Source organism: Erythrobacter ani, assembly GCF_019204025.1.
Lineage (GTDB): Bacteria > Pseudomonadota > Alphaproteobacteria > Sphingomonadales > Sphingomonadaceae > Erythrobacter > Erythrobacter ani.
The window spans coordinates 200,743-218,898 of record NZ_JAGSPB010000003.1; the positions used below are offsets into that span (position 1 = coordinate 200,743).

Sequence of the window (18,156 nt, forward strand, 5' to 3'; positions counted from 1 at the left end):
CCTGCTTACTTGTTCAATTTGTTCTGGATTTTCGGGACGATAGTGTCCGCTGTGAAACCGAAATGAGCGAAAAGATCGCTCGCGGGAGCGGAAGCGCCGAAGCTATCGATCCCGATATTGATGCCGTCGCGCCCGGTATACCGCTCCCAGCCCAGCGTGCTTCCCGCCTCGATCGAGACGATAAGCGCGTCCGCCGGCAGCATGTCGGCGCGGTAATCTTCGTCCTGCTGGTCGAAAAGTTCGGCGCAGACCATCGATACGACATCGGCACCGACCCCGCCCTGTTCAAGCTGGTCGGCGCATTCGATTGCAAGCGAAACCTCGCTTCCCGAGGCGACGATCACGACCTTGCGATCTGCCGACGCCGCTCGCATCCGGTAAGCACCCTTGGCGCTGCGATTTGTCTCTCCCGACCAATCCGGGTCTCCGTCTCCGCGCAGCTGCGGCAAGCCCTGGCGCGAGAGCGCGAGGACCGACGGCGTTTCAGGCGTCTGCAGCGCCAGCGCCCAGCATTCTGCGGTCTCGATCGTGTCGCATGGCCGGAACACATTGAGGTTGGGCACGAGGCGCAGGCTCATCACCTGCTCGACCGGCTGGTGCGTGGGACCGTCTTCACCAAGACCGATACTGTCATGGGTCATAACATAAACCACGCCGACCTTTTGCAGCGCCGACAGCCGGATTGCATTGCGGCAGTAGTCGGAGAATATCAGGAACGTGCCGCCGTAAGGGACCACACCGCCATGCAGCGCCATCCCGTTCATCGCGGCGGCCATGCCAAATTCGCGAATCCCGTAATAGACATACCGGCCCGAATAATCGTCCGCGGTAAACGGCGAGGTGAACGATGTCTTTGTGTTGTTCGATCCCGTCAGGTCGGCGGAGCCACCGATGAGGTGCGGAATACTTTCTGTAAGCGGTCCGAGCGCCATTTCGGACGCTTTGCGGGTTGCGACCTTCTGCGGCTCGGCTGCCAGATCCCGGACATGCTCGGATAGAGCGGCAGAGGCGCTGTCACCGATACTGTCCATCCGCCTCTCAAAGCGATCGCGCATGTCCGAACCAGAAAGCCGGGTCTGCCACTGGCCATTGGCCTCGCGGCCCGCGTCTCCTGTCGCGCGCCAATCGGCAAGAATATCGGCAGGCACTTCAAAAGGTTCGGCATCCCAGCCCAACGCGTCGCGAGCGCCGGCAATCTCTTCAGGACCGAGCGGAGCGCCATGTGTAGCGGCCGTTCCCTGCTTGGTCGGTGCGCCCTTCCCGATAATCGTTCGGCAGGCGACAAGCGAAGGGCGCTCGGCCGCTTTCGCTTCTTCGAGAGCACGGTCGATGTCGGCAAAATCGTGCCCGTCGCACGACACCACATGCCATCCCGTCGCTTCGTAGCGTGCCTTGATATCTTCGCTCGTAGAAAGGTCTGCAGGCCCGTCGATCGTGATGTTGTTGTCATCCCACAGAACGATCAGCCGCCCGAGATGGAGGTGGCCTGCAAGGCCTATCGCTTCGTGATTGATCCCCTCCATGAGGCACCCATCGCCTGCGACGACCCATGTGCGGTGGTCGACAAGATCGTCGCCGAATTCCGCATTCAGATGCCGCTCCGCCATTGCCATGCCGACAGCCATCGCCAGGCCCTGACCCAGCGGCCCCGTCGTGCATTCCACGCCTTCGAGAAGGAAATTTTCTGGATGGCCGGCACATGGGCTGCCGAGTTGCCGGAAATTGCGGATGTCCTGCATGGTCGGGCGAGCATAACCCGACAGGTGAAGCAGGCTGTAAATCAGCATCGATCCATGCCCGGCGGACAGGACGAACCGGTCGCGGTCGGCCCAGTCGGGACGCGAGGGATCAAATTTCAGATGATGCTGGAACAGCACCGATGCCACATCGGCCATGCCCATCGGCATGCCTGGATGCCCGGAATTGGCAGCCTGCACCGCATCCATCGAAAGCGCGCGAATGGCATTGGCCATGTCTTGCAAGCGGGCAGTATCAATCGTCATGCGGCTCGGGTGCCTCCTGCTGGCGTGCGGCGGGATATGTTTCGCCGGTGGGATTGCCGACCGCGGTTCCGGTCGATTCGATCCGTTACGCGATGCCATTGCCGAGGCCTATTGTGAGGTCAAGCGGTGGGCGCAAGCGCACGGCACTTGCTCCCCGATTGGCAGTAAGCTTTTGGGTTCAAGAGCACTTATCAACAGGCCCCGTCAAAGCTTTGCGCAGCAACGGCAATCTTGGTATTTATGAAGGCATGGGCGAGAGCCGGATCGTATCCGCCATGACGCGTATCGACGCCGCTTTGGAGCGGATGGCTTCTGCGCGTTCCGCGATTTCGGAAAAACGCGATAACACCGCCAACGGCAGCAGCAGCCAGGTAAAGATACTTGCTCTGGTCAATTCTCACGAAAAGCTGCGCGAGGAAGTCGCTGAAACCTTGAGCGAACTCGACTCGGTGATTGCCGAGCTGGAAAGGTGACGAGACAGCCATGAGCGAAGTAACTCTGACTGTCGGTCCAAAATCGTACACCATCATTTGCGCGGACGGTGAAGAGCAGCACATCGAGAATCTCGGCGCCATGATCGCGGAACGATATGCGAAACTGGGCGCGTCGCGCACGCCGCAAGAGGCGCAGAACATGCTGTTCGCGGCCTTGTTCCTGGCCGACGATCTTGCAGAGGCGCGAAAGGTCGCGAAGAAATCGACCCAAAATGTCGAGCACGAGAAAGAGCGATCCGGCGGCAAGAAAGCCGAACTGCGCGCGGAGATCGAAACCTTGACCAAAGCCGAGGCGCGCGCCCGCGAGGAAGTAGCGGATCTGAAAGGTCAGCTAGCCGAGTTGCGCGAAGCGGCCAGCCATCAGCACGACCTCTTCGGCGCTCCATCGGTGAGCGATGAGATCATTGAAAAGCTGGAGGCGCTGGCATCGCGCGCGGAGGAGACCGCTGCGGCGCTTGAAGAGGCGAGCGCGGCGTCCTAAGTTACTTGATGGCGGGGCTGCCCGGCACGAGCCGATTGAACATCCCTGAGGCTATAAGCAATCCATTGGGAGCTGTCCCTGTCCGAGTTTATGGGCCACTGCGTTCTTCGGAATGGAACCTGGGAGCTTGGACATACGGCACCCACCTGACGTTTTCGCGTCAGAGGATTTCTAGCGCAACGACCCATGGTGGTCCCGTCACTGATTTTGTTACGCGCGCCGTCTGGCGGAGCCGATATGATGAATGTGGGATCTTGAGCTTGCCGCAAAGCAAAACCGAACTTCGCAAGACACTTAGGAAAACGCGCCGCGAACATGTCGCAGCGCAGTCCGATGCGATCCGCGCGCTGCTGTTCCACCGCCCTCCAGCACCGCTGCTAGCGAAGATCGGCCATGATGCGGTAATCGGACTTTACAGCGCAGCCGCATCTGAAGCACCTGCAGGCGGCTATGCCCAGTTCTTTCAGGAAGCGGGACACACTATCGCCCTGCCCGCATTCACCGCAGCAAACGCTCCGATGACCTTCCGCGAGCACACTGATCCCTTCGGTAGCGGCGATCTGGAGATGGGGCCTTTCGACATCGCTCAACCTGGTGCCGACGCGCGCGAAATCCTGCCCGACGTGCTGTTTGTGCCGCTGGTCGGCTTTACCGCATCCGGTGAGCGATTGGGACAAGGCGGCGGGCATTACGATCGCTGGCTGACGGAACACCCCGGACGTATGGCGATTGGTCTGGCTTGGGATGCACAGCTTTGCGACACGCTTCCAACCGAACCACACGACATCGTGCTAGACGCCGTCGTAACGCCAACCAGAATGTACGGAATCAGCTGATGCGAGAGACACCCACCTGGCGCATACCGGCAGGGATCATTGGCCTGTTCGTGTTCCTTATCATATATGGAGTGGTGATCGCGAGATACGCGCCGGATATCATCGGTGGCTGGCCCGGCTGGGCGCAGACCGTGATCTACCTCGTGCTTGGCCTCATCTGGTTACTGCCGCTGCGGCGGTTCCTGATCTGGATGGAGACCGGCAGTTGGTCACCGCCGCCCAGCGAGCTTGCGGAAGATCCGGCTGAAAATTGACGCGATAGCAAAGCTGAGACCGAGTTACTCTGACAACGAAGAGGCAGGCGTTTCAGAATGGCGTTCTGCCAACGCGTCCAGTAAGCCATCGAGATAATCGCGTGATCGCAGCCGACCACCAAAAACGACCGCATCGATATCTGCGGTGTTGCCGATGTCAGTCAGCGGATCGGAATTGAGCACCACAAGGTCAGCGATCTTTCCTTTCGCAATCCCCCCGAGATCCGCAGTTCGACCGAGATATTCGGCTGGGACCGACGTTGCTGCCCGCAAGATATCCATCGGTTCCAAACCCGCCTCGGCGAAGCGTTTCATTTCGTCGTGCACGCCAAAACCAGGAAACATCATAGTATCGTTGGCATCTGTGCCGATCATAAGTTTGACGCCCGCATCGCTAGCGAACTTCGTAATCGCGAGACCGTGACGGTAATAAGCTTGGAATTTTGGCAGCTGGTCCGCTGGAATCTGAGCGGTCCGATCGAGATCCTTTTTCCAGTCTCCAACGACGAACGGGTGCATATATTTAAGGCGAGGATCATTGCGGTATGTGTCCTCGCGCGCGCGAACGTCCATTTCGCGAGTGCCATGCGTAGGAACGTAGTAAGTTGAATTGGCGACCAATACTCCCATGACCTGCGCACATATTTCGGGATCGAACTGGGTTACGCTCAGCACACGCAGATCATCCTGCTTAGGCCATGACGCGCCGTCTTCACCGCGCAGAGTTGCCATGTTGCCTTCGCGATAGACTTCCCCAAACCGGCTGCAATCCGTCAGCAAGTCGCGCGCGTGCTCAATCGAGCGATGTCCGAGACGGGATGCCTCTGCGCTTCCGATAAAGATTGGCAGATGTCCGGAAACCTCCAGATCGAGCGCCGAAGCTGCAGCGAGCATTGCGAGATAGGAATCCGGGTGAAATCGATCATACGTTTTGATCAGGTCAACGCCGCGCTGCTTGAGCATCCGCGCGATCTGCGCGCCTTGCTCGGCTGTCGCTGGCGAAAAGGCGGGATCGGGGCTTTCCGGCAATTGCCAGGTCGGCGCGCTCTGCACGATGGGGCTCGAGAGACGCAGTAGTCGCGGGCCGTCCAGCTCGCCTGCCTCGATCTTGCGAGCATATTCTCGCATCTGATCGATACACAGGAAAATCTCCCCCCGCGGCTCCCAGCAATCTGCGCTCATGTCGCGAATGCCCGTGACGCCGTTGGCGAGCATGAGGGCAAATGTGGCCTCAGCCACCGGCGCGACGGCGGAATGCGCGTGCATGTTCATCAGGCCGGGGATCACGAATTTGCCCGATCCATCCACCTCATCCTGAGCGTAGAACCGCTCTCCACCGGCCGGAGCGATAGCCGCGATGCGGCCGCCACTGATCAGGATCGTCTGTTTTGGCGATGAGATGCGCGATTGCGGGTCGATGACGGTCGTATTTGTGATTGCCAAATCATACCGTGCAGGTTCCGGAAGGGTCGCACAGGCTGCGACCAGCAAAGCCAACACGGAAATTAGTATTCGCCTCATCGCATCCCCCCCCCTGCAATCACTCGGCAACCTGCGGTGCTGTATTGCATCAGTGATACAGAGTGACGGCGATCACGCAACCTGTCATCTCGCAGCAGGGGCTAAAGTAGATCACAGCAGAGTCGAATATTCTTCTTCGAGCTCGGTATCACGCACCCAGAAATCGGTTGTGCGCTGTCCGGTGAGGACCTCGGCCAAGAGGTCGAAATGGCTATGCCAACCCGCCAGCACGCCAATCAGCATATCGCGCCCTGCAACTCCCGTGTGAACGAGAAGAAGCTCGGTCTTGCCAGCCTCGCTTTCACGCAAACTGATATCCACCGTGCTCTCACCCTCGCCTTCGGCCTCGAACCAGGTGAAGACCAGATGGCGAGGCGGATCGTAGGTGATGACCTCGCCAAAATGCGTCACGACCTCCTCAGAAGCGTATTTTTTCGGCGGTGAACGATCCGATAACCTCCGGTGGTCGAAGTCGAAGACTATGCGGCCTCCCGGCCGATCTGCTGTCGAGCCGCCACAAAACCACAATTTGCGTTTTTCTCCGTCTACCAGGAATTCCCAGACTTTCGCCGGGCTGGCATCGAACATGCGCGTGAATTCCAGCTGCGTTGGTCCGGTCTGTTTTCCGTAGTCAGTCATCGTTTTCCTCCCTTATCGCAGCTTCCAGCGCGTCGAGCCGGTCGTTCCAGAATGCGCTGTATTTCGCGGTCCATTCGCTAGCCGCGTGGAGCGCTTCGGATCGCAGCCGGCAGACCCGCTCGCGCCCGCGCTTTTCGCGCGTCAGCAGACCGGCCTGTTCAAGCACGCCGACATGCTTCGATGCTCCTGCCAGCGTCATGTCGAGCGGCGCGGCCAGATCGCCGACAGTGCGCTCTCCGCGGCTGAGTTCCTGCACCATCCTCAACCGAGTGGGCTCTCCGAGTGCGCGGAATATGACGTCGATACTCGTGCTATAATCAACCATAAGGTTTAGTATTTCACCGAGACGCGCAAAAGTCAACCAAATGGTTGATAGTCACGCAGCGATGGCGAGAGCCCGCCGCAATGACTTCGCTGTTTTTGAGGTATCCCAAGTGGCGCGAGTGACGAGACTTGAACTCGCGACCTCCGGCGTGACAGGCCGGCGCTCTAACCAACTGAGCTACACCCGCTTAAACTTGACCCGTTTAAACCAGGGTTTGCACCGCTTGGGAGCGAGGCCATTAGGCCCCACAAACTTTGCTGTCAACGGCTCTGACAGCGATATTTCGATCTTTATTCGCCGAGAAGCAAAACCGGCGTTTCAATCAGCTTTTTCATCTCCTGAATAAAGCTTGCCGCGTCGTATCCATCGACCACGCGGTGGTCGCAGCTGATCGATATGTTCATCAGCTTGCGCTTCTCGATTCGCTCGGTCCCATCGGGACCAGTGACGAACATGGGGCGCTCGATAATGCGATTCGGCCCGATAATCGCCACTTCAGGACGATTGATGACCGGCGTCGTCGCAACACCGCCGAGCGGACCGAGCGATGTCACCGTCAGTGTGGAACCGGAAAGCTCATCCGACTTCGCCGAACCATCGCGTGCTGCCTCGGCGAGACGCCCGATCTCACGCGCGAGCTGCCAGATATTCCGGCTCTGCGCGTTCTTGATGACCGGCACCATCAGGCCATTATCGGTTTGCGCCGCCATCCCGAGATGAACTGCGCCGTGACGGGTGACCACGTTTGTCTCGTCATCGTAGCGCGCGTTGATCATCGGATAGTCCGGTATCAGCTTGCAGATCGCAGTAACAAGCAGCGGCAGCATCGTCAGCTTCGGCTTGTCACCGCGGGCGCTGTTCAGATCGGCTCGCATCCGCTCCATGTCGGTGACGTCGCATTCCTCGACATAGGTGAAGTGCGGAATGCTGCGCTTCGACGCACTCATGTTCTGAGCGATGCGTTTCCGCAGTCCGATCACCTTGATCGCTTCGTCCTCGCGCGTCGCGCCCGCAGCCGCGAAACCGCCGCCAGCATTGTAAGAAAGAAACTGGTCGAGGTCGCCATGCCGCACGCGTCCGTCTTCAGCGGCTTTCACATCGGCGAGATCAATGCCAAGTTCGCGGGCGCGCTTGCGCACCGCCGGCGATGCAAGCACCTTGGCCGTCTCGGCCGGTGTGGGCGCTGGAGTTGGTGGGGGCACCGATGGCGGGCTCGGATCGGCAGCATGCGCATCGTCCGCGTCGGAGGCATCGGGAGTTTCAACCTCGATCCGGGTCTCGATTTCCTCGCTGACCGCGGCGGGAGTCGGTTCGGGCGACGATTCTTCCTCGGCTCCGTCAGGAATTTCGCCTTCGACTTCGACGACCAACAGCATTGATCCTACCGCGATCACATCGCCGACTTCTCCGGCGACTTCCAGAACCTTGCCATCGACCGGGCTCTCGATGTCGATGGTCGCCTTGTCCGTCATCACATCGACCAGGTGCTGGTCTTCATTGACAGTGTCGCCGACCTTGACCTGCCATTCGACGATCTCCGCTTCGGCGACGCCTTCGCCCACGTCGGGCATGTTGAATACGAACTTAGCCATTTTCAAACTATCCTTCGAACTGCGATTGCTCGCGCCGTATGTGTAGGGAACGGGTGACAAATATGAAAAGTGTCATGCGGTGCCTACACCATCAATTCTTTGTTTTTGCTTGTGATTATCGGGATTGGCTCGGGTGACACTTTTCCAACTTTTTGCGTTCCGGCGGTTGGTTTCATAGCCAATGCCATGCCACCGGAACGGGTAAGTAGGAAAGTGCCGCGTGCCACCGGATCAATCCTTCAGGATCGCGTCGAGTGCTTCGCCGATGCGAACGGGGCCGGGGAAATAGGCCCATTCGAGGCTGTGCGGATAGGGTGTATCGAAACCGGTGACGCGCTCGACCGGCGCTTCGAGATGATAGAAACACCGTTCTGTGACCAGAGCGGAAAGCTCCGCTCCAAAACCGCTGGTGCGGGTTGCCTCGTGCACGATCAGGCAGCGCCCGGTCTTTTTGACCGAGGCTTCGATCGCTTCGATGTCGAGCGGGACGAGCGTGCGCAGGTCGAGGATTTCCGCATCCACGCCTTTTTCGCGGCAGACTGCCTCGGCGACGTGGACCATGGTGCCATAGGTCAGCACGGTGACCGCCTCGCCCTCGGTCACTCGGCGCGCCTTGCCGAGTGGGATCTTGTAATACCCTTCCGGAACCACGCTGTCCTTGTGCTTTTTCCAAGGTTCGACCGGCTTGTCGTAATATCCCGAGAACGGACCGTTGTAGATCCGCTTCGGCTCAAAGAAGATCACCGGATCGTTGTCTTCGATACAGGAGATCAACAGGCCCTTCGCGTCATAGGGAGTGGCCGGGATCACTGTTTTGAGGCCGGAAACATGGGTAAAAATGCTCTCGGGACTTTGCGAGTGCGTCTGACCGCCGAAAATCCCCCCGCCAAACGGCGATCGAACCGTCATCGGAGCGATATATTCGGTGGCCGAGCGATAGCGCAACCGGGCCGCTTCGGAAATGAGCTGGTCGAGTCCGGGATAGATGTAATCGGCAAACTGGATTTCCGGCACCGGACGCAATCCGTACGCTCCCATACCAACCGCGACGCCGATGATACCGCATTCGCTGATCGGCGTGTCGAATACTCGCGTTTTGCCATGCTTTTCCTGAAGGCCGGCGGTGCAGCGAAAAACGCCCCCGAAATAGCCGACATCCTCGCCCATGACGATCACGTCGTCATCGCGCTCCAGCATGATATCGAGCGCTTCGTTGATCGCCTCGATCATGTTGATCCGGCGCTCTTGCGTGTCCACAGCAGGAGCTTCGGTCTTGGCTTCAGCGCTCATTGTTTCGGCCTCCCCTCGGGCCATTTCGTCTCGCGTTCGTGAGCCGCCTGCGCGGCCTGTTCCTTGAGGTGCCATGGAAGCTCTTCGAACACGTCTTCGAACATCGTGTGGAACGGGTGATGGAGCCCGTGGCCAAGAATGCCGTTCTTCTCGGCTTCCTTTGTTGTCGCCTTCACCTCCTCGGCGCACTTCTTGTCCATCGCCGCCTGTCGATCTTCGTCCCATTCGCCGATCGCGATGAGGTGGTTCTTGAGCCGCATGACCGGATCGCCAAGCGGCCATTCCTCACGTTCCTGAGCCGACCGGTATCCGCTGGGATCATCCGAGGTGGAATGCCCCTCCGCGCGGTAAGTGAAGTATTCGATGAGCGTCGGCCCCTGATTGGCCCGCGCCCTGTTCGCCGCCCATCGTTGCGCGGCATAGCATGCGAGCGCATCATTGCCGTCCACACGCAAACCGGCAAGTCCGTATCCCAACGCGCGCGCGGCGAAGGTCGTGCGTTCGGAACCAGCAAAGCCGGAGAAGCTCGAAATCGCCCACTGGTTGTTGATAACATTGAGGATAACCGGTGCATTATAAACCGCTGCAAAGGTGCAGGCGCTGTGGAAATCGCCTTCTGCGGTGGAGCCTTCGCCAACCCAGGTCGCGGCGATCCGGCTGTCACCCTTGATCGCGCTCGCCATCGCCCAGCCAACCGCTTGCGGGGTCTGCGTCGCGAGGTTGCCGGAAATACTGAAGAAACTGTGCTCGCGGCTCGAATACATGATCGGCAGCTGACGACCCTTCAGCTTGTCCCCCTTGTTCGAGTAGATCTGGTTGATCATCTCGATTAGTGGATAACCGCGCGCGATCAGGATGCCTTGCTGGCGATAGCTCGGGAAGACCATGTCGTCGCTGGCGAGCGCCATGGACGCCGAAACGCTGGTCGCCTCTTCGCCGGTGCACTTCATATAGAAGCTGGTTTTGCCCTGCCGCTGACCGCGGAACATGCGCTCATCGAAAGCGCGGACCATGGCCATATGGCCGAGCATCGTGCGCAAGGTCTCAGGATCGAGCTTCGGATCCCATGGCCCGTGTGCCTTATCGTCGTCACCCAGCACGCGAACGAGACCGTAGGCAAGGTCCTTCATATCCTCGGGCTTGGTGCTTTCATCCGGACGCGGCTGGGCGCCCGCCTCGCCGACATCGACGTCTTTGAAATTGACCGGGTCGCCGGGCCGCGAGCGCGGCTCTGGCACATGCAGCGCGAGCGCGGGCCGGTTGTCACCGGATTTGGAGTTCGGTTCGGCCGGGTCGGCCATAAGGGTGCTCTCCCACCATAGGGTGCGCAGACAATTGCGGAATACAGCGATCAAAGACCGGCTGCGAACGCTTTTTAGCGCTTGAGCGTAAGCGGTTATGTCAGGCTTTCCCCATGGTCAAGCGGGCCAGATCAAACCGCAACAGGAGCCTTGATCGGGGGCTGCGGTGCGTAATCATGCACCACGAAATCCTCTATTCGGTAATCGAATATTGTTTGTGGCTTTCTGGTGATTTCCAAACGGGGATTGCCGGAAGGCTCTCGACCGAGCTGTTCGGTAATCAGGTGCTCGTGATTGAGATAAAGGTGCACATCGCCGCCCATCCATACGAGCTCGCCCGGTTCCAGATCGGTTTGCTGCGCCATCATCCGGGTCAGCAGCGCCGCCGACCACAGGTTGAACGGCAGGCCGAGCGCCACATCGCAGCTGCGTTGATAAAGCATGCAGTTGAGCCGGTTCCCGGCGACATGGAACTGATAGGTCTTGTGGCACGGCGGAAGGGCCATCCGGTCGAGCTCGGCGACGTTCCAGCCCTCGATGATATGACGGCGGCTGCCCGGATTGTCGCGCAGGCTTTCCACGACTTGCGCGACCTGATTGATCCCCTCGCCTTTTTCATAAAGCCCGTCCTTGCGATAGCGGTATGTCGGCCAATCCACCCACTGCTTGCCGTAAACCGGGCCAAGATCGCCCCACCGCTTCGCAAACTCCTCATCGTCGGCAATCCGCTGAACGAAGGCATCCAGGTCGATTGTCTCGCCCGTTTCCTTGACGTAGCGCGCATGCGGCCACTCGTTCCATATCTTCACCCCTTGCAGAACCAGGGGGCGAATATTGGTCTCGCCAGTCAGGAACCACAGCATCTCGCGGGTCGCGGTTTTCCAGTACACGCGCTTGGTGGTGAGCAGCGGCATGGCGCCATCGGCAAGATCATAGCGCAGCATCGCGCCAGCGATCGAGCGCGTGCCGATGCCGGTGCGGTCTTCCCGCTCGCTGCCGGTCTCCCAGATCTGCCGCATCAGATCGAGATATTGCCACTCGGCATGTCCGGGGCCCGTGATTTCGGAAGGAATCGTCTGCGCGGTTTCGAGTGTCGCCATGACCAAAACTATACGCGGCAATTGCCCGCTTGCCACCCCGCCCATCCACACTTATAGGCGCGCCCCTACCCCGCTGAGCCTCGGGTTCAGTGGATATGAGTCGGGAAGTAGCTCAGCCTGGTAGAGCACCGTCTTCGGGAGGCGGGGGCCGGAGGTTCGAATCCTCTCTTCCCGACCAGCTTTTCTTTCAGACAATCGCATCGGCAACGAAACCGAGCAATATCGTCAGCACTCCGAGACCCACCGATAGCTGCACTCGCAGCCGCATGAAGTCTTTCGCGGCAATACCGAGCGCGCGATCGACAAGTGGCGATACCATGATCAGCGTACCAAGATAGATGAGCGCAGGGCCCGGCCATTCCCAGCCGAAACTCCAGGGCAGGAATAGCGCGACGGCGAGGAGGCTGGGAGCGACCGCGACGAGATAGGCTCCGGCCCCGCCCTTGCCGCTCGCAATCGCCTGTCCCCACCAGACACCTCCGAGAAAACTGAAAATGGCTGCAGCATAGGCAAACCCGCCCGCTAGCGCCGAGAAACGGTACTCGTGGCCGCTTACCGCCAGAGCCACGCAGATAATCTGCGGCAGCAATCCGGCATAGCCCAGCCAGCGCGATGCGGGGGTCAATGTCGTATTTCCGTCCATGCACGGTCAAGCGCGCGGAGCATCGCGTTGTTCCCGCAGGCTTGCCCCTCTTCAGGGTTTGAGGCACGTCTGCAATCATGGACCTGTTCGATCTCACCGGCCGCGTCGCGGTCATCACCGGCGGCAATGGCGGCCTTGGACTGGGCATGGCGCGGGGGCTGGTAAAGTCCGGCGCGAACGTCGCGATCTGGGCCCGCAACGAGGAGAAGAACGCTAAAGCGCTGCTCGAACTGCAATCCATTGGCCGGGCCGAGGTCAAAACGCTGGTTTGCGATGTCGCCGAAGAAGCACAGATCGAAGATGCAATGGGCGCGACGCTCGCCGCGTTCGGCCGCGTCGATGCCTGTTTCGCCAATGCCGGGCGCACCGGATCGGGTGCAGGCGTGCCCGACATGACCGAAGCAGGCTGGGACGCGGTCATGGCCGTGAACGCCCGCGGCCCCGCTCTTACGTACAAACACGTGACGCGGCACATGGTCGAACGGGCGAAGGCCGGCGATCCGGGCGGCAAGCTGATCGCGACAAGTTCCGGCCAGTCGATCATGGGCGTCAATCGCAGCTCCGACTATGCGGCATCGAAAGCTGCTATCAACGGCCTGACACGCGGTGCGGCGTTCGAACTTGCCAGGCACCAGATCACCGCCAATGCCCTGCTGTTCGGCTATTATGAGACCGACATAACCGCCGCTGCAGATCCGAAATTTGCGGCATGGATGGAAAAGCGCATTCCATTGCGCCGCCCCGGCGATCACGAAGGGCTGGAAGGTCTTGCGGTGTTCTGGGCATCCCCTCACAGCGATTACATCACCGGACAATGCCTGCCGGTCGACGGCGGTCTTTGTATCAGTTGAACGGGCTGAACGGCCGATCAATCATTCCCGCACAAACGCCAAACCAAGCGATTGGTTCCAAAAGGTTTTTAGGAACGAAATCGGGGTCCGCCCCGTTGATTGGGTGAACGACGACGCAAAACAGCGTCAGATTAGAAACCCAATTCAGGAGCCCCGCTCAATGCTCGAACTTATTGCACTTGTCGCCACCATTCTTCTTCCGCCGCTCGGCGTTGCACTGAAGAAGGGTCTTGGAACAGACTTCATCATCAACCTCATCCTGACGCTGCTGTTCTTCATCCCCGGCCTCATCCACGCCGTGTATGTGAACTACATTGCAGGCGGAACCCGCGCCATCGCGTAATCCGATAAAACAATTCTCTCGACAATTATCGAGCGGCTCGGGCCCGGGATCATTCCCGGGCCCGCGTCGTTTGTGTATGGGATCATAAAGGACACTGCCGAGAACATGGCCGATAAACCCGATCGTTCACGCGAACGCTCCGTTCCTTCGGGGCGCATCTCACGCTTTGCCAGCTTCGGCAGGCTTGCGAGCGGCGTCGCGGGAGGTATGATGGCAGAAGGCGCCCGGCGGCTGCGATCGGGCGACAGCCTTTCGCCCCGAGATCTCATTCTGACGCCCGGCAACGCAAAGCGCATGGCCGATCGCCTTTCGCATCTGCGCGGAGCCGCGATGAAGATGGGCCAGATGATCAGCCTGGATGCGGGAGATTATCTGCCGCGCGAGCTTTCCGACATACTCGCGACCTTGCGCGATCAGGCAAATTTCATGCCCGCCCGGCAGCTCGACAAGGTGCTCAAGGAAGAATGGGGCACCGATTGGCGTAAGCAGTTTCGCTGGTTCAATCCGCGCCCGATTGCGGCAGCATCGATCGGACAGGTGCACAAAGCGCTGACCCGAGATGGTCAGGAGCTTGCGATCAAGGTGCAATACCCGGGCATCGCCGAAAGTATCGACAGCGATGTCGACAATGTGATGACTCTGCTCCGCGTCGCAGGTTTCGCCCCGCCGGAGCTCGAAATCGACATGCTGCTCGCCGAGGCCAAGAAACAACTCCACGAAGAAGCGGATTACCGCCGCGAAGGCGCTCAGATGGCGATGTACCGGGAACGCCTCGCGGGCACGCCCGGGTTTGTCGTTCCTACCTTGCACGAAGGCCTCACGCGGGACCGTATTCTCGCGATGAGTTTCGAGGATGGCGTCAGTATCGAGGAGCTTTCCAACGAAACCGACGAACGCCGCGACGAAATCTATTCTCGGCTGCTGAAACTCGTCGCGCGCGAATTGTTCGACTTCGGCGTGATGCAGACCGATCCCAACTTCGCCAATTTCCGTTACCGCAAGGACTCTGGAGATATCGTGCTGCTCGATTTCGGTGCCTGCCGCGACGTCGATCCCGATGTTTCAAACGCCTATCGGGCGATGCTCAAGGCAGGAATGGCAGGCGACAAGCAGCGCGTTCTCGAAGAAACGATCAAGGCAGGCTTCATGCTGCCCATCGTCGTCGAGAAACACGGTGATCGGGTCGACCGGATGATCGAAATCGTCGTCAACGAAATGCGCGAGGACAAACCGTTCGATTTCGGTGACCGCGCCTTCGTGCCGCTCTTGCGCGAAGAAGGATGGGAGATCGCGCAGGATAAAGACACCTGGGCATTTCCCCCGGTTGAGACGCTCTTCGTCCAGCGCAAGGTTTCTGGCACGGCGCTGCTCGGTGCGCGGCTCAAGGCCCAGGCGAATGTTCGCCGGATTACCGAGGAGGTGCTCGGTTCGACCGAGCCTCTGCCCGCAAGAGCAGCCTAATCCTCGCTCAGTTGCTCCGCGATCCAGCGCTCGACATATTCTTCCAGTACCGACAGCGGTATCGAACCGTTCTCCAGCACCGTATCGTGGAAGGCGCGCAGGTCGAAATCGGCGCCCAGCGCTTCTTCGGCCCGCGTGCGCAATTCACGAATTTTCAGCTCGCCGATCTTGTAGGCAAGAGCCTGACCCGGCCAGGTCATGTAACGATTGACCTCGGCGTCGATATTTCCGGGTGAAAGCGCTGTGTTGTCGAGCATGAAATCCACCGCCTGCTGTTTCGACCAGCCTTTCGAATGGAGGCCGGTATCGACGACCAGACGCGCGGCGCGCCACATTTCATACGACAGCCGCCCCATCTCCTTGGCGGGCGTATCGTACAGACCCATTTCGATTCCGAGCCGTTCCGAATAGAGCCCCCACCCTTCGACAAAGGCGGTGAAGAATGTGCCATTCGCCCGAAGCGGGTGAATGTCGAGTTCCTGCTGGATCGATATCTGGTGATGGTGCCCCGGCACTGCCTCATGCACGCCGAGCGCAGGCAGTTCCCAGAGCGGGCGCTGGTCGAGCTCGGTAAGATTGAGCCTGTATATCCCCGCTTGCCCGGTTTCGAGCGATCCGGGCTCATAATAGGCGGTCGTATTTCCCGGAGCATTCGCGGCCGGGATCGGCAAGACGGTGTAAGGCTGACGCGGCAACCTGCCGAAGAGTTTGGGCATCCACCCGTCTATCTCCTTCGCCAGTGCCTGCGTGTAGCGAAGGTATTGTCCTTCATCGGTCATGTAATATTGCGGGTCGGTCCGCAGATGTTCGATGAACGCTTCTCTCGTGTCGAAGCCGGCTTCAATCGCGGTTTCGACCATCTCGTCGCGAATACGCGCGACTTCCGACAGGCCGAGATCGTGCACCTGATCAGGCGTCATGTCGGTGGTTGTAAAACTACGAACCCGGTAGGCGTAATAGTTTTCGCCGTTGGGCGTCGCGAGAATGCCAGGTGTGCCCGTCCGGCAATTCGGCGCGTAATCTGTCCGGTAGAAACTCAAAAACCGCTCGTAGGCCGGGAACACCGACGTTTCGAGCGCGCTTCGGGCGTCAGCCTGCAACCTCTCCCAATCCGCTTCGGAAATCGAGGCTGGACGGTCGCCTGCAAATGGCTGCCAGAACGGCGACGCAGTATAGTCCTCGGGGATTTGCTGGGCGATGCGAGCGTCCAGCCCCTCCATCGGCACGCACGGCTGAGTCAAGCCGAGCGCCACCGCTTCACGGCTTCGCGCGATACCTTGCGCGTTCATGTCGGCGAATTTGGTCAACCGCCCGACATAGCTTCGATAATCGGCCAGCGTGAACAAGGGCGAACTATGGGGTAGCGAGGCGAAGCTGGAAAACCAGCCGCCACGATTGGTGAAGAGAATATAGCGATTATGATCGAATTCCGCCCCGGCGATCAGATCCTCGAAGCTGCTTTTGAGGATTGCGTAATCGATCTGGAGATCGGCGGGCAATTGTGCCGCATCGATCGCCTCCAGTCTCGCCAGGTGGATGCGAGTCTGCTCGATCTGCCGTTCATATTCTTCCAGCGACAAATCGGCGAGCTGACCGTCACCGCGCCGGTCACCCACGCTTGTCGCCAGCTGCGGTGACGCATCGAGAGCAGCTTGCCAGACTTCTTCACGAAGTTCTTCGTAATCCTCCTGCGGTCCGGCCCATGCGGGGACCGTCAAAGTCGTTGTGGCAAGAGCGATGGCGGCAAAGATCGGACGCATGATAGTCTCCCGTTTGTTGCAATGCATATTGCCTGGGCCACGTACGGTCCAGTAGGATGCACGTTATGTCGAAACCCGCGCTATTGTTTGTCTGCCTCGGCAATATTTGCCGCTCGCCACTGGCTGAGGCGGCCATGCGCCGCGCCGCCGCCAATGCCGGGCTCGACGTGGTCATCGATAGCTGCGGAACGGCAGCCCATCACATCGATTCCCCGCCCGATCCACGTTCCGTCGAGACGGCGGCAGCGAACGGCATCGACATATCGGACCTGCGCGGCCGGCAATTGGTGGTCGAGGATTTCACCCGCTTCACCCACATCTTCGGCATGGATCACCAGAATTTGCGCAATATCGAAGCATTACGGCCCGAACTGTCGACGACGCATGTTTCCCTGCTGATGGACATGGTGCCGGGCCGCGAAGGCGCTGCGATCGCCGATCCTTACTATGACGGCGAGGATCAGTTCGGCGATACCTGGGCCCATGTCTGGATGGCAGCCGAAGCGCTGGTCGAACGGCTCCGTTAGGCGCGGTCGCCGAAAGGCGATCCGCCATAGCGACGCTGGAAGTAGACGAGCATTGCCAATCCCACCAGGACCGGACCTGCCACCAGCAGTGGATCGGGAAGATTGTAGAATCCCGCCGTTTCAAACTCGACCAGCGGAGCTCGCAATACGATGACGAAAGCCCAGACCATCCGCGCAAGATGCCGCTGCACCCGCAGCTTGCCGCGCTTCTGTGGTTTCAGATAGAAGTTCATATCACCGATCAGCAGCAGGATGGGCACGATCAGGACGATACCCGGACCGATCACCGGCACCACGCCGCTGAGCACATTCGGCAAAGCCAGGGCGATGAAGCCGATAACTGCCAGCACTTCGATGGCGGTGAGAACGTACTCTGATCCACGCACCCGCGCCGTTCCGGGTTGCAGCGCCAACCAGGCGGTGAGAACCGCATAAGAGGACGTAACGGCATTGAGGGCGAGCGGCGGAACCATCTCAATCGCGAGCATCACGATTGCCGTAACTGCGACCAGCAGCACCCCCATAATACAGATCTGGCCAGCGCGAATATGGGTTTTGCTGCCCTTGGTCGCGAAGAACGCCACCAATGCGGCGACGAACCAGAGCGCGCCGATCAGCATGTGACCCTGATATTCGAGCAAGCCGTAGGGCAGCGGATCGAAGAAATCGATAGGGTCAGGCGCGAATAGCCGGGTATTCATGGCTGCTTGAACTCCCCCTAATGTCCAGCTCACC

The 18,156-nt window shown here is 59.7% G+C and carries 19 protein-coding genes, 2 tRNA genes and 1 other RNA gene; 10 read left to right on the forward strand and 12 right to left on the reverse strand.

Features of this window, described 5'->3' with window-relative positions; genetic code table 11:
* Nucleotides 1-5: 5 nt before the first annotated feature.
* A complete protein-coding gene (gene tkt, locus KCG45_RS13750) occupies nt 6-2,003 on the reverse strand; it encodes a transketolase (RefSeq protein ID WP_218317872.1) in 1,998 nt (665 codons plus the stop codon).
* A gap of 53 nt (nt 2,004-2,056) precedes the next feature.
* Between tkt and KCG45_RS13755 the strand changes: the two genes are divergently transcribed.
* From KCG45_RS13755 to KCG45_RS13775, 5 genes are all read left to right on the forward strand, one after another.
* Nucleotides 2,057-2,476: a hypothetical protein gene (locus tag KCG45_RS13755; protein WP_218317873.1), complete on the forward strand. Its 420-nt coding sequence runs from the start codon at nt 2,057-2,059 to the stop codon at nt 2,474-2,476.
* A 10-nt stretch (nt 2,477-2,486) separates the two neighbouring features.
* Complete coding sequence (locus tag KCG45_RS13760; RefSeq protein ID WP_218317874.1) at nt 2,487-2,978, forward strand: cell division protein ZapA; 492 nt, start codon at nt 2,487-2,489, stop codon at nt 2,976-2,978.
* Between the two features lie 11 nt (nt 2,979-2,989).
* Nucleotides 2,990-3,178, forward strand: a non-coding RNA gene (gene ssrS, locus KCG45_RS13765) — 6S RNA.
* A gap of 60 nt (nt 3,179-3,238) precedes the next feature.
* Nucleotides 3,239-3,814, forward strand: a complete 576-nt coding sequence (locus KCG45_RS13770; RefSeq protein ID WP_439648933.1) for a 5-formyltetrahydrofolate cyclo-ligase — start codon at nt 3,239-3,241, stop codon at nt 3,812-3,814.
* Nucleotides 3,814-4,068 (forward strand): DUF2842 domain-containing protein, encoded by a 255-nt coding sequence (locus KCG45_RS13775; RefSeq protein ID WP_218317876.1) that lies wholly within the window; start codon nt 3,814-3,816, stop codon nt 4,066-4,068. Before KCG45_RS13770 ends, KCG45_RS13775 begins: the two co-directional genes overlap by 1 nt.
* 24 nt (nt 4,069-4,092) lie before the next feature.
* On the opposite strand, the gene KCG45_RS13780 is transcribed toward KCG45_RS13775, so the two are convergent.
* The 8 genes from KCG45_RS13780 to thyA form a co-directional block, all read right to left on the reverse strand.
* Entirely contained in the window at nt 4,093-5,589 is a 1,497-nt protein-coding gene (locus tag KCG45_RS13780) for an amidohydrolase family protein (RefSeq protein WP_218317877.1), read from the reverse strand.
* A gap of 111 nt (nt 5,590-5,700) precedes the next feature.
* Complete coding sequence (locus KCG45_RS13785; protein WP_218317878.1) at nt 5,701-6,228, reverse strand: SRPBCC family protein; 528 nt, start codon at nt 6,226-6,228, stop codon at nt 5,701-5,703.
* Entirely contained in the window at nt 6,221-6,553 is a 333-nt protein-coding gene (locus KCG45_RS13790) for an ArsR/SmtB family transcription factor (RefSeq protein ID WP_218317879.1), read from the reverse strand. Before KCG45_RS13790 ends, KCG45_RS13785 begins: the two co-directional genes overlap by 8 nt.
* Nucleotides 6,554-6,663: 110 nt before the next feature.
* A tRNA-Asp gene (locus KCG45_RS13795) sits at nt 6,664-6,740 on the reverse strand.
* A gap of 103 nt (nt 6,741-6,843) precedes the next feature.
* Complete coding sequence (locus KCG45_RS13800; protein ID WP_218317880.1) at nt 6,844-8,145, reverse strand: dihydrolipoamide acetyltransferase family protein; 1,302 nt, start codon at nt 8,143-8,145, stop codon at nt 6,844-6,846.
* Nucleotides 8,146-8,376: 231 nt separating this feature from the next.
* Nucleotides 8,377-9,435 carry an alpha-ketoacid dehydrogenase subunit beta gene (locus tag KCG45_RS13805; RefSeq protein WP_218317881.1) on the reverse strand — a complete coding sequence of 353 codons (1,059 nt, stop codon included), beginning with the start codon at nt 9,433-9,435 and terminating at the stop codon, nt 8,377-8,379.
* On the reverse strand, nt 9,432-10,736 hold the full coding sequence (locus KCG45_RS13810) for a thiamine pyrophosphate-dependent enzyme (protein WP_218317882.1): 1,305 nt from the start codon (nt 10,734-10,736) through the stop codon (nt 9,432-9,434). The genes KCG45_RS13805 and KCG45_RS13810 overlap by 4 nt, the downstream gene beginning before the upstream one ends.
* A gap of 131 nt (nt 10,737-10,867) precedes the next feature.
* Nucleotides 10,868-11,836, reverse strand: a complete 969-nt coding sequence (gene thyA / locus KCG45_RS13815; RefSeq protein ID WP_218317883.1) for a thymidylate synthase — start codon at nt 11,834-11,836, stop codon at nt 10,868-10,870.
* 101 nt (nt 11,837-11,937) lie between these two features.
* On the opposite strand from thyA, the gene KCG45_RS13820 reads away from it, so the two are divergent.
* A tRNA-Pro gene (locus tag KCG45_RS13820) sits at nt 11,938-12,014 on the forward strand.
* A 9-nt stretch (nt 12,015-12,023) separates the two neighbouring features.
* On the opposite strand, the gene KCG45_RS13825 is transcribed toward KCG45_RS13820, so the two are convergent.
* On the reverse strand, nt 12,024-12,479 hold the full coding sequence (locus KCG45_RS13825; RefSeq protein ID WP_218317884.1) for a DUF3429 domain-containing protein: 456 nt from the start codon (nt 12,477-12,479) through the stop codon (nt 12,024-12,026).
* Between the two features lie 77 nt (nt 12,480-12,556).
* Between KCG45_RS13825 and KCG45_RS13830 the strand changes: the two genes are divergently transcribed.
* From KCG45_RS13830 to KCG45_RS13840, 3 genes are all read left to right on the forward strand, one after another.
* On the forward strand, nt 12,557-13,330 hold the full coding sequence (locus tag KCG45_RS13830) for an SDR family NAD(P)-dependent oxidoreductase (protein WP_218317885.1): 774 nt from the start codon (nt 12,557-12,559) through the stop codon (nt 13,328-13,330).
* 160 nt (nt 13,331-13,490) lie between these two features.
* A complete protein-coding gene (locus KCG45_RS13835) occupies nt 13,491-13,673 on the forward strand; it encodes a YqaE/Pmp3 family membrane protein (protein ID WP_218317886.1) in 183 nt (60 codons plus the stop codon).
* A 105-nt stretch (nt 13,674-13,778) separates the two neighbouring features.
* Nucleotides 13,779-15,134 (forward strand): ABC1 kinase family protein, encoded by a 1,356-nt coding sequence (locus KCG45_RS13840; RefSeq protein WP_218317887.1) that lies wholly within the window; start codon nt 13,779-13,781, stop codon nt 15,132-15,134.
* On the opposite strand, the gene KCG45_RS13845 is transcribed toward KCG45_RS13840, so the two are convergent.
* Nucleotides 15,131-16,894, reverse strand: a complete 1,764-nt coding sequence (locus tag KCG45_RS13845) for a DUF885 domain-containing protein (RefSeq protein WP_218317888.1) — start codon at nt 16,892-16,894, stop codon at nt 15,131-15,133. The genes KCG45_RS13840 and KCG45_RS13845 overlap by 4 nt on opposite strands.
* Before the next feature lie 65 nt (nt 16,895-16,959).
* On the opposite strand from KCG45_RS13845, the gene KCG45_RS13850 reads away from it, so the two are divergent.
* Nucleotides 16,960-17,421: a low molecular weight protein-tyrosine-phosphatase gene (locus KCG45_RS13850; protein ID WP_218317889.1), complete on the forward strand. Its 462-nt coding sequence runs from the start codon at nt 16,960-16,962 to the stop codon at nt 17,419-17,421.
* Here the strand turns inward: KCG45_RS13850 and KCG45_RS13855 are convergent.
* Entirely contained in the window at nt 17,418-18,122 is a 705-nt protein-coding gene (locus KCG45_RS13855) for a hypothetical protein (protein WP_218317890.1), read from the reverse strand. The genes KCG45_RS13850 and KCG45_RS13855 overlap by 4 nt on opposite strands.
* Between the last annotated feature and the right edge of the window lie 34 nt (nt 18,123-18,156).

Bases quoted from the DNA above. Each gene is read 5' to 3' on its own strand.
- tkt (WP_218317872.1), bottom strand. From the start codon at position 2,003: ATGACGATTGATACTGCCCGCTTGCAAGACATGGCCAATGCCATTCGC.
- KCG45_RS13760 (WP_218317874.1), top strand. From the start codon at position 2,487: ATGAGCGAAGTAACTCTGACTGTCGGTCCAAAATCGTACACCATCATT.
- KCG45_RS13775 (WP_218317876.1), top strand. From the start codon at position 3,814: ATGCGAGAGACACCCACCTGGCGCATACCGGCAGGGATCATTGGCCTG.
- KCG45_RS13780 (WP_218317877.1), bottom strand. From the start codon at position 5,589: ATGAGGCGAATACTAATTTCCGTGTTGGCTTTGCTGGTCGCAGCCTGT.
- KCG45_RS13785 (WP_218317878.1), bottom strand. From the start codon at position 6,228: ATGACTGACTACGGAAAACAGACCGGACCAACGCAGCTGGAATTCACG.
- KCG45_RS13790 (WP_218317879.1), bottom strand. From the start codon at position 6,553: ATGGTTGATTATAGCACGAGTATCGACGTCATATTCCGCGCACTCGGA.
- KCG45_RS13800 (WP_218317880.1), bottom strand. From the start codon at position 8,145: ATGGCTAAGTTCGTATTCAACATGCCCGACGTGGGCGAAGGCGTCGCC.
- KCG45_RS13805 (WP_218317881.1), bottom strand. From the start codon at position 9,435: ATGAGCGCTGAAGCCAAGACCGAAGCTCCTGCTGTGGACACGCAAGAG.
- KCG45_RS13810 (WP_218317882.1), bottom strand. From the start codon at position 10,736: ATGGCCGACCCGGCCGAACCGAACTCCAAATCCGGTGACAACCGGCCC.
- thyA (WP_218317883.1), bottom strand. From the start codon at position 11,836: ATGGCGACACTCGAAACCGCGCAGACGATTCCTTCCGAAATCACGGGC.
- KCG45_RS13825 (WP_218317884.1), bottom strand. From the start codon at position 12,479: ATGGACGGAAATACGACATTGACCCCCGCATCGCGCTGGCTGGGCTAT.
- KCG45_RS13830 (WP_218317885.1), top strand. From the start codon at position 12,557: ATGGACCTGTTCGATCTCACCGGCCGCGTCGCGGTCATCACCGGCGGC.
- KCG45_RS13835 (WP_218317886.1), top strand. From the start codon at position 13,491: ATGCTCGAACTTATTGCACTTGTCGCCACCATTCTTCTTCCGCCGCTC.
- KCG45_RS13840 (WP_218317887.1), top strand. From the start codon at position 13,779: ATGGCCGATAAACCCGATCGTTCACGCGAACGCTCCGTTCCTTCGGGG.
- KCG45_RS13845 (WP_218317888.1), bottom strand. From the start codon at position 16,894: ATGCGTCCGATCTTTGCCGCCATCGCTCTTGCCACAACGACTTTGACG.
- KCG45_RS13850 (WP_218317889.1), top strand. From the start codon at position 16,960: ATGTCGAAACCCGCGCTATTGTTTGTCTGCCTCGGCAATATTTGCCGC.
- KCG45_RS13855 (WP_218317890.1), bottom strand. From the start codon at position 18,122: ATGAATACCCGGCTATTCGCGCCTGACCCTATCGATTTCTTCGATCCG.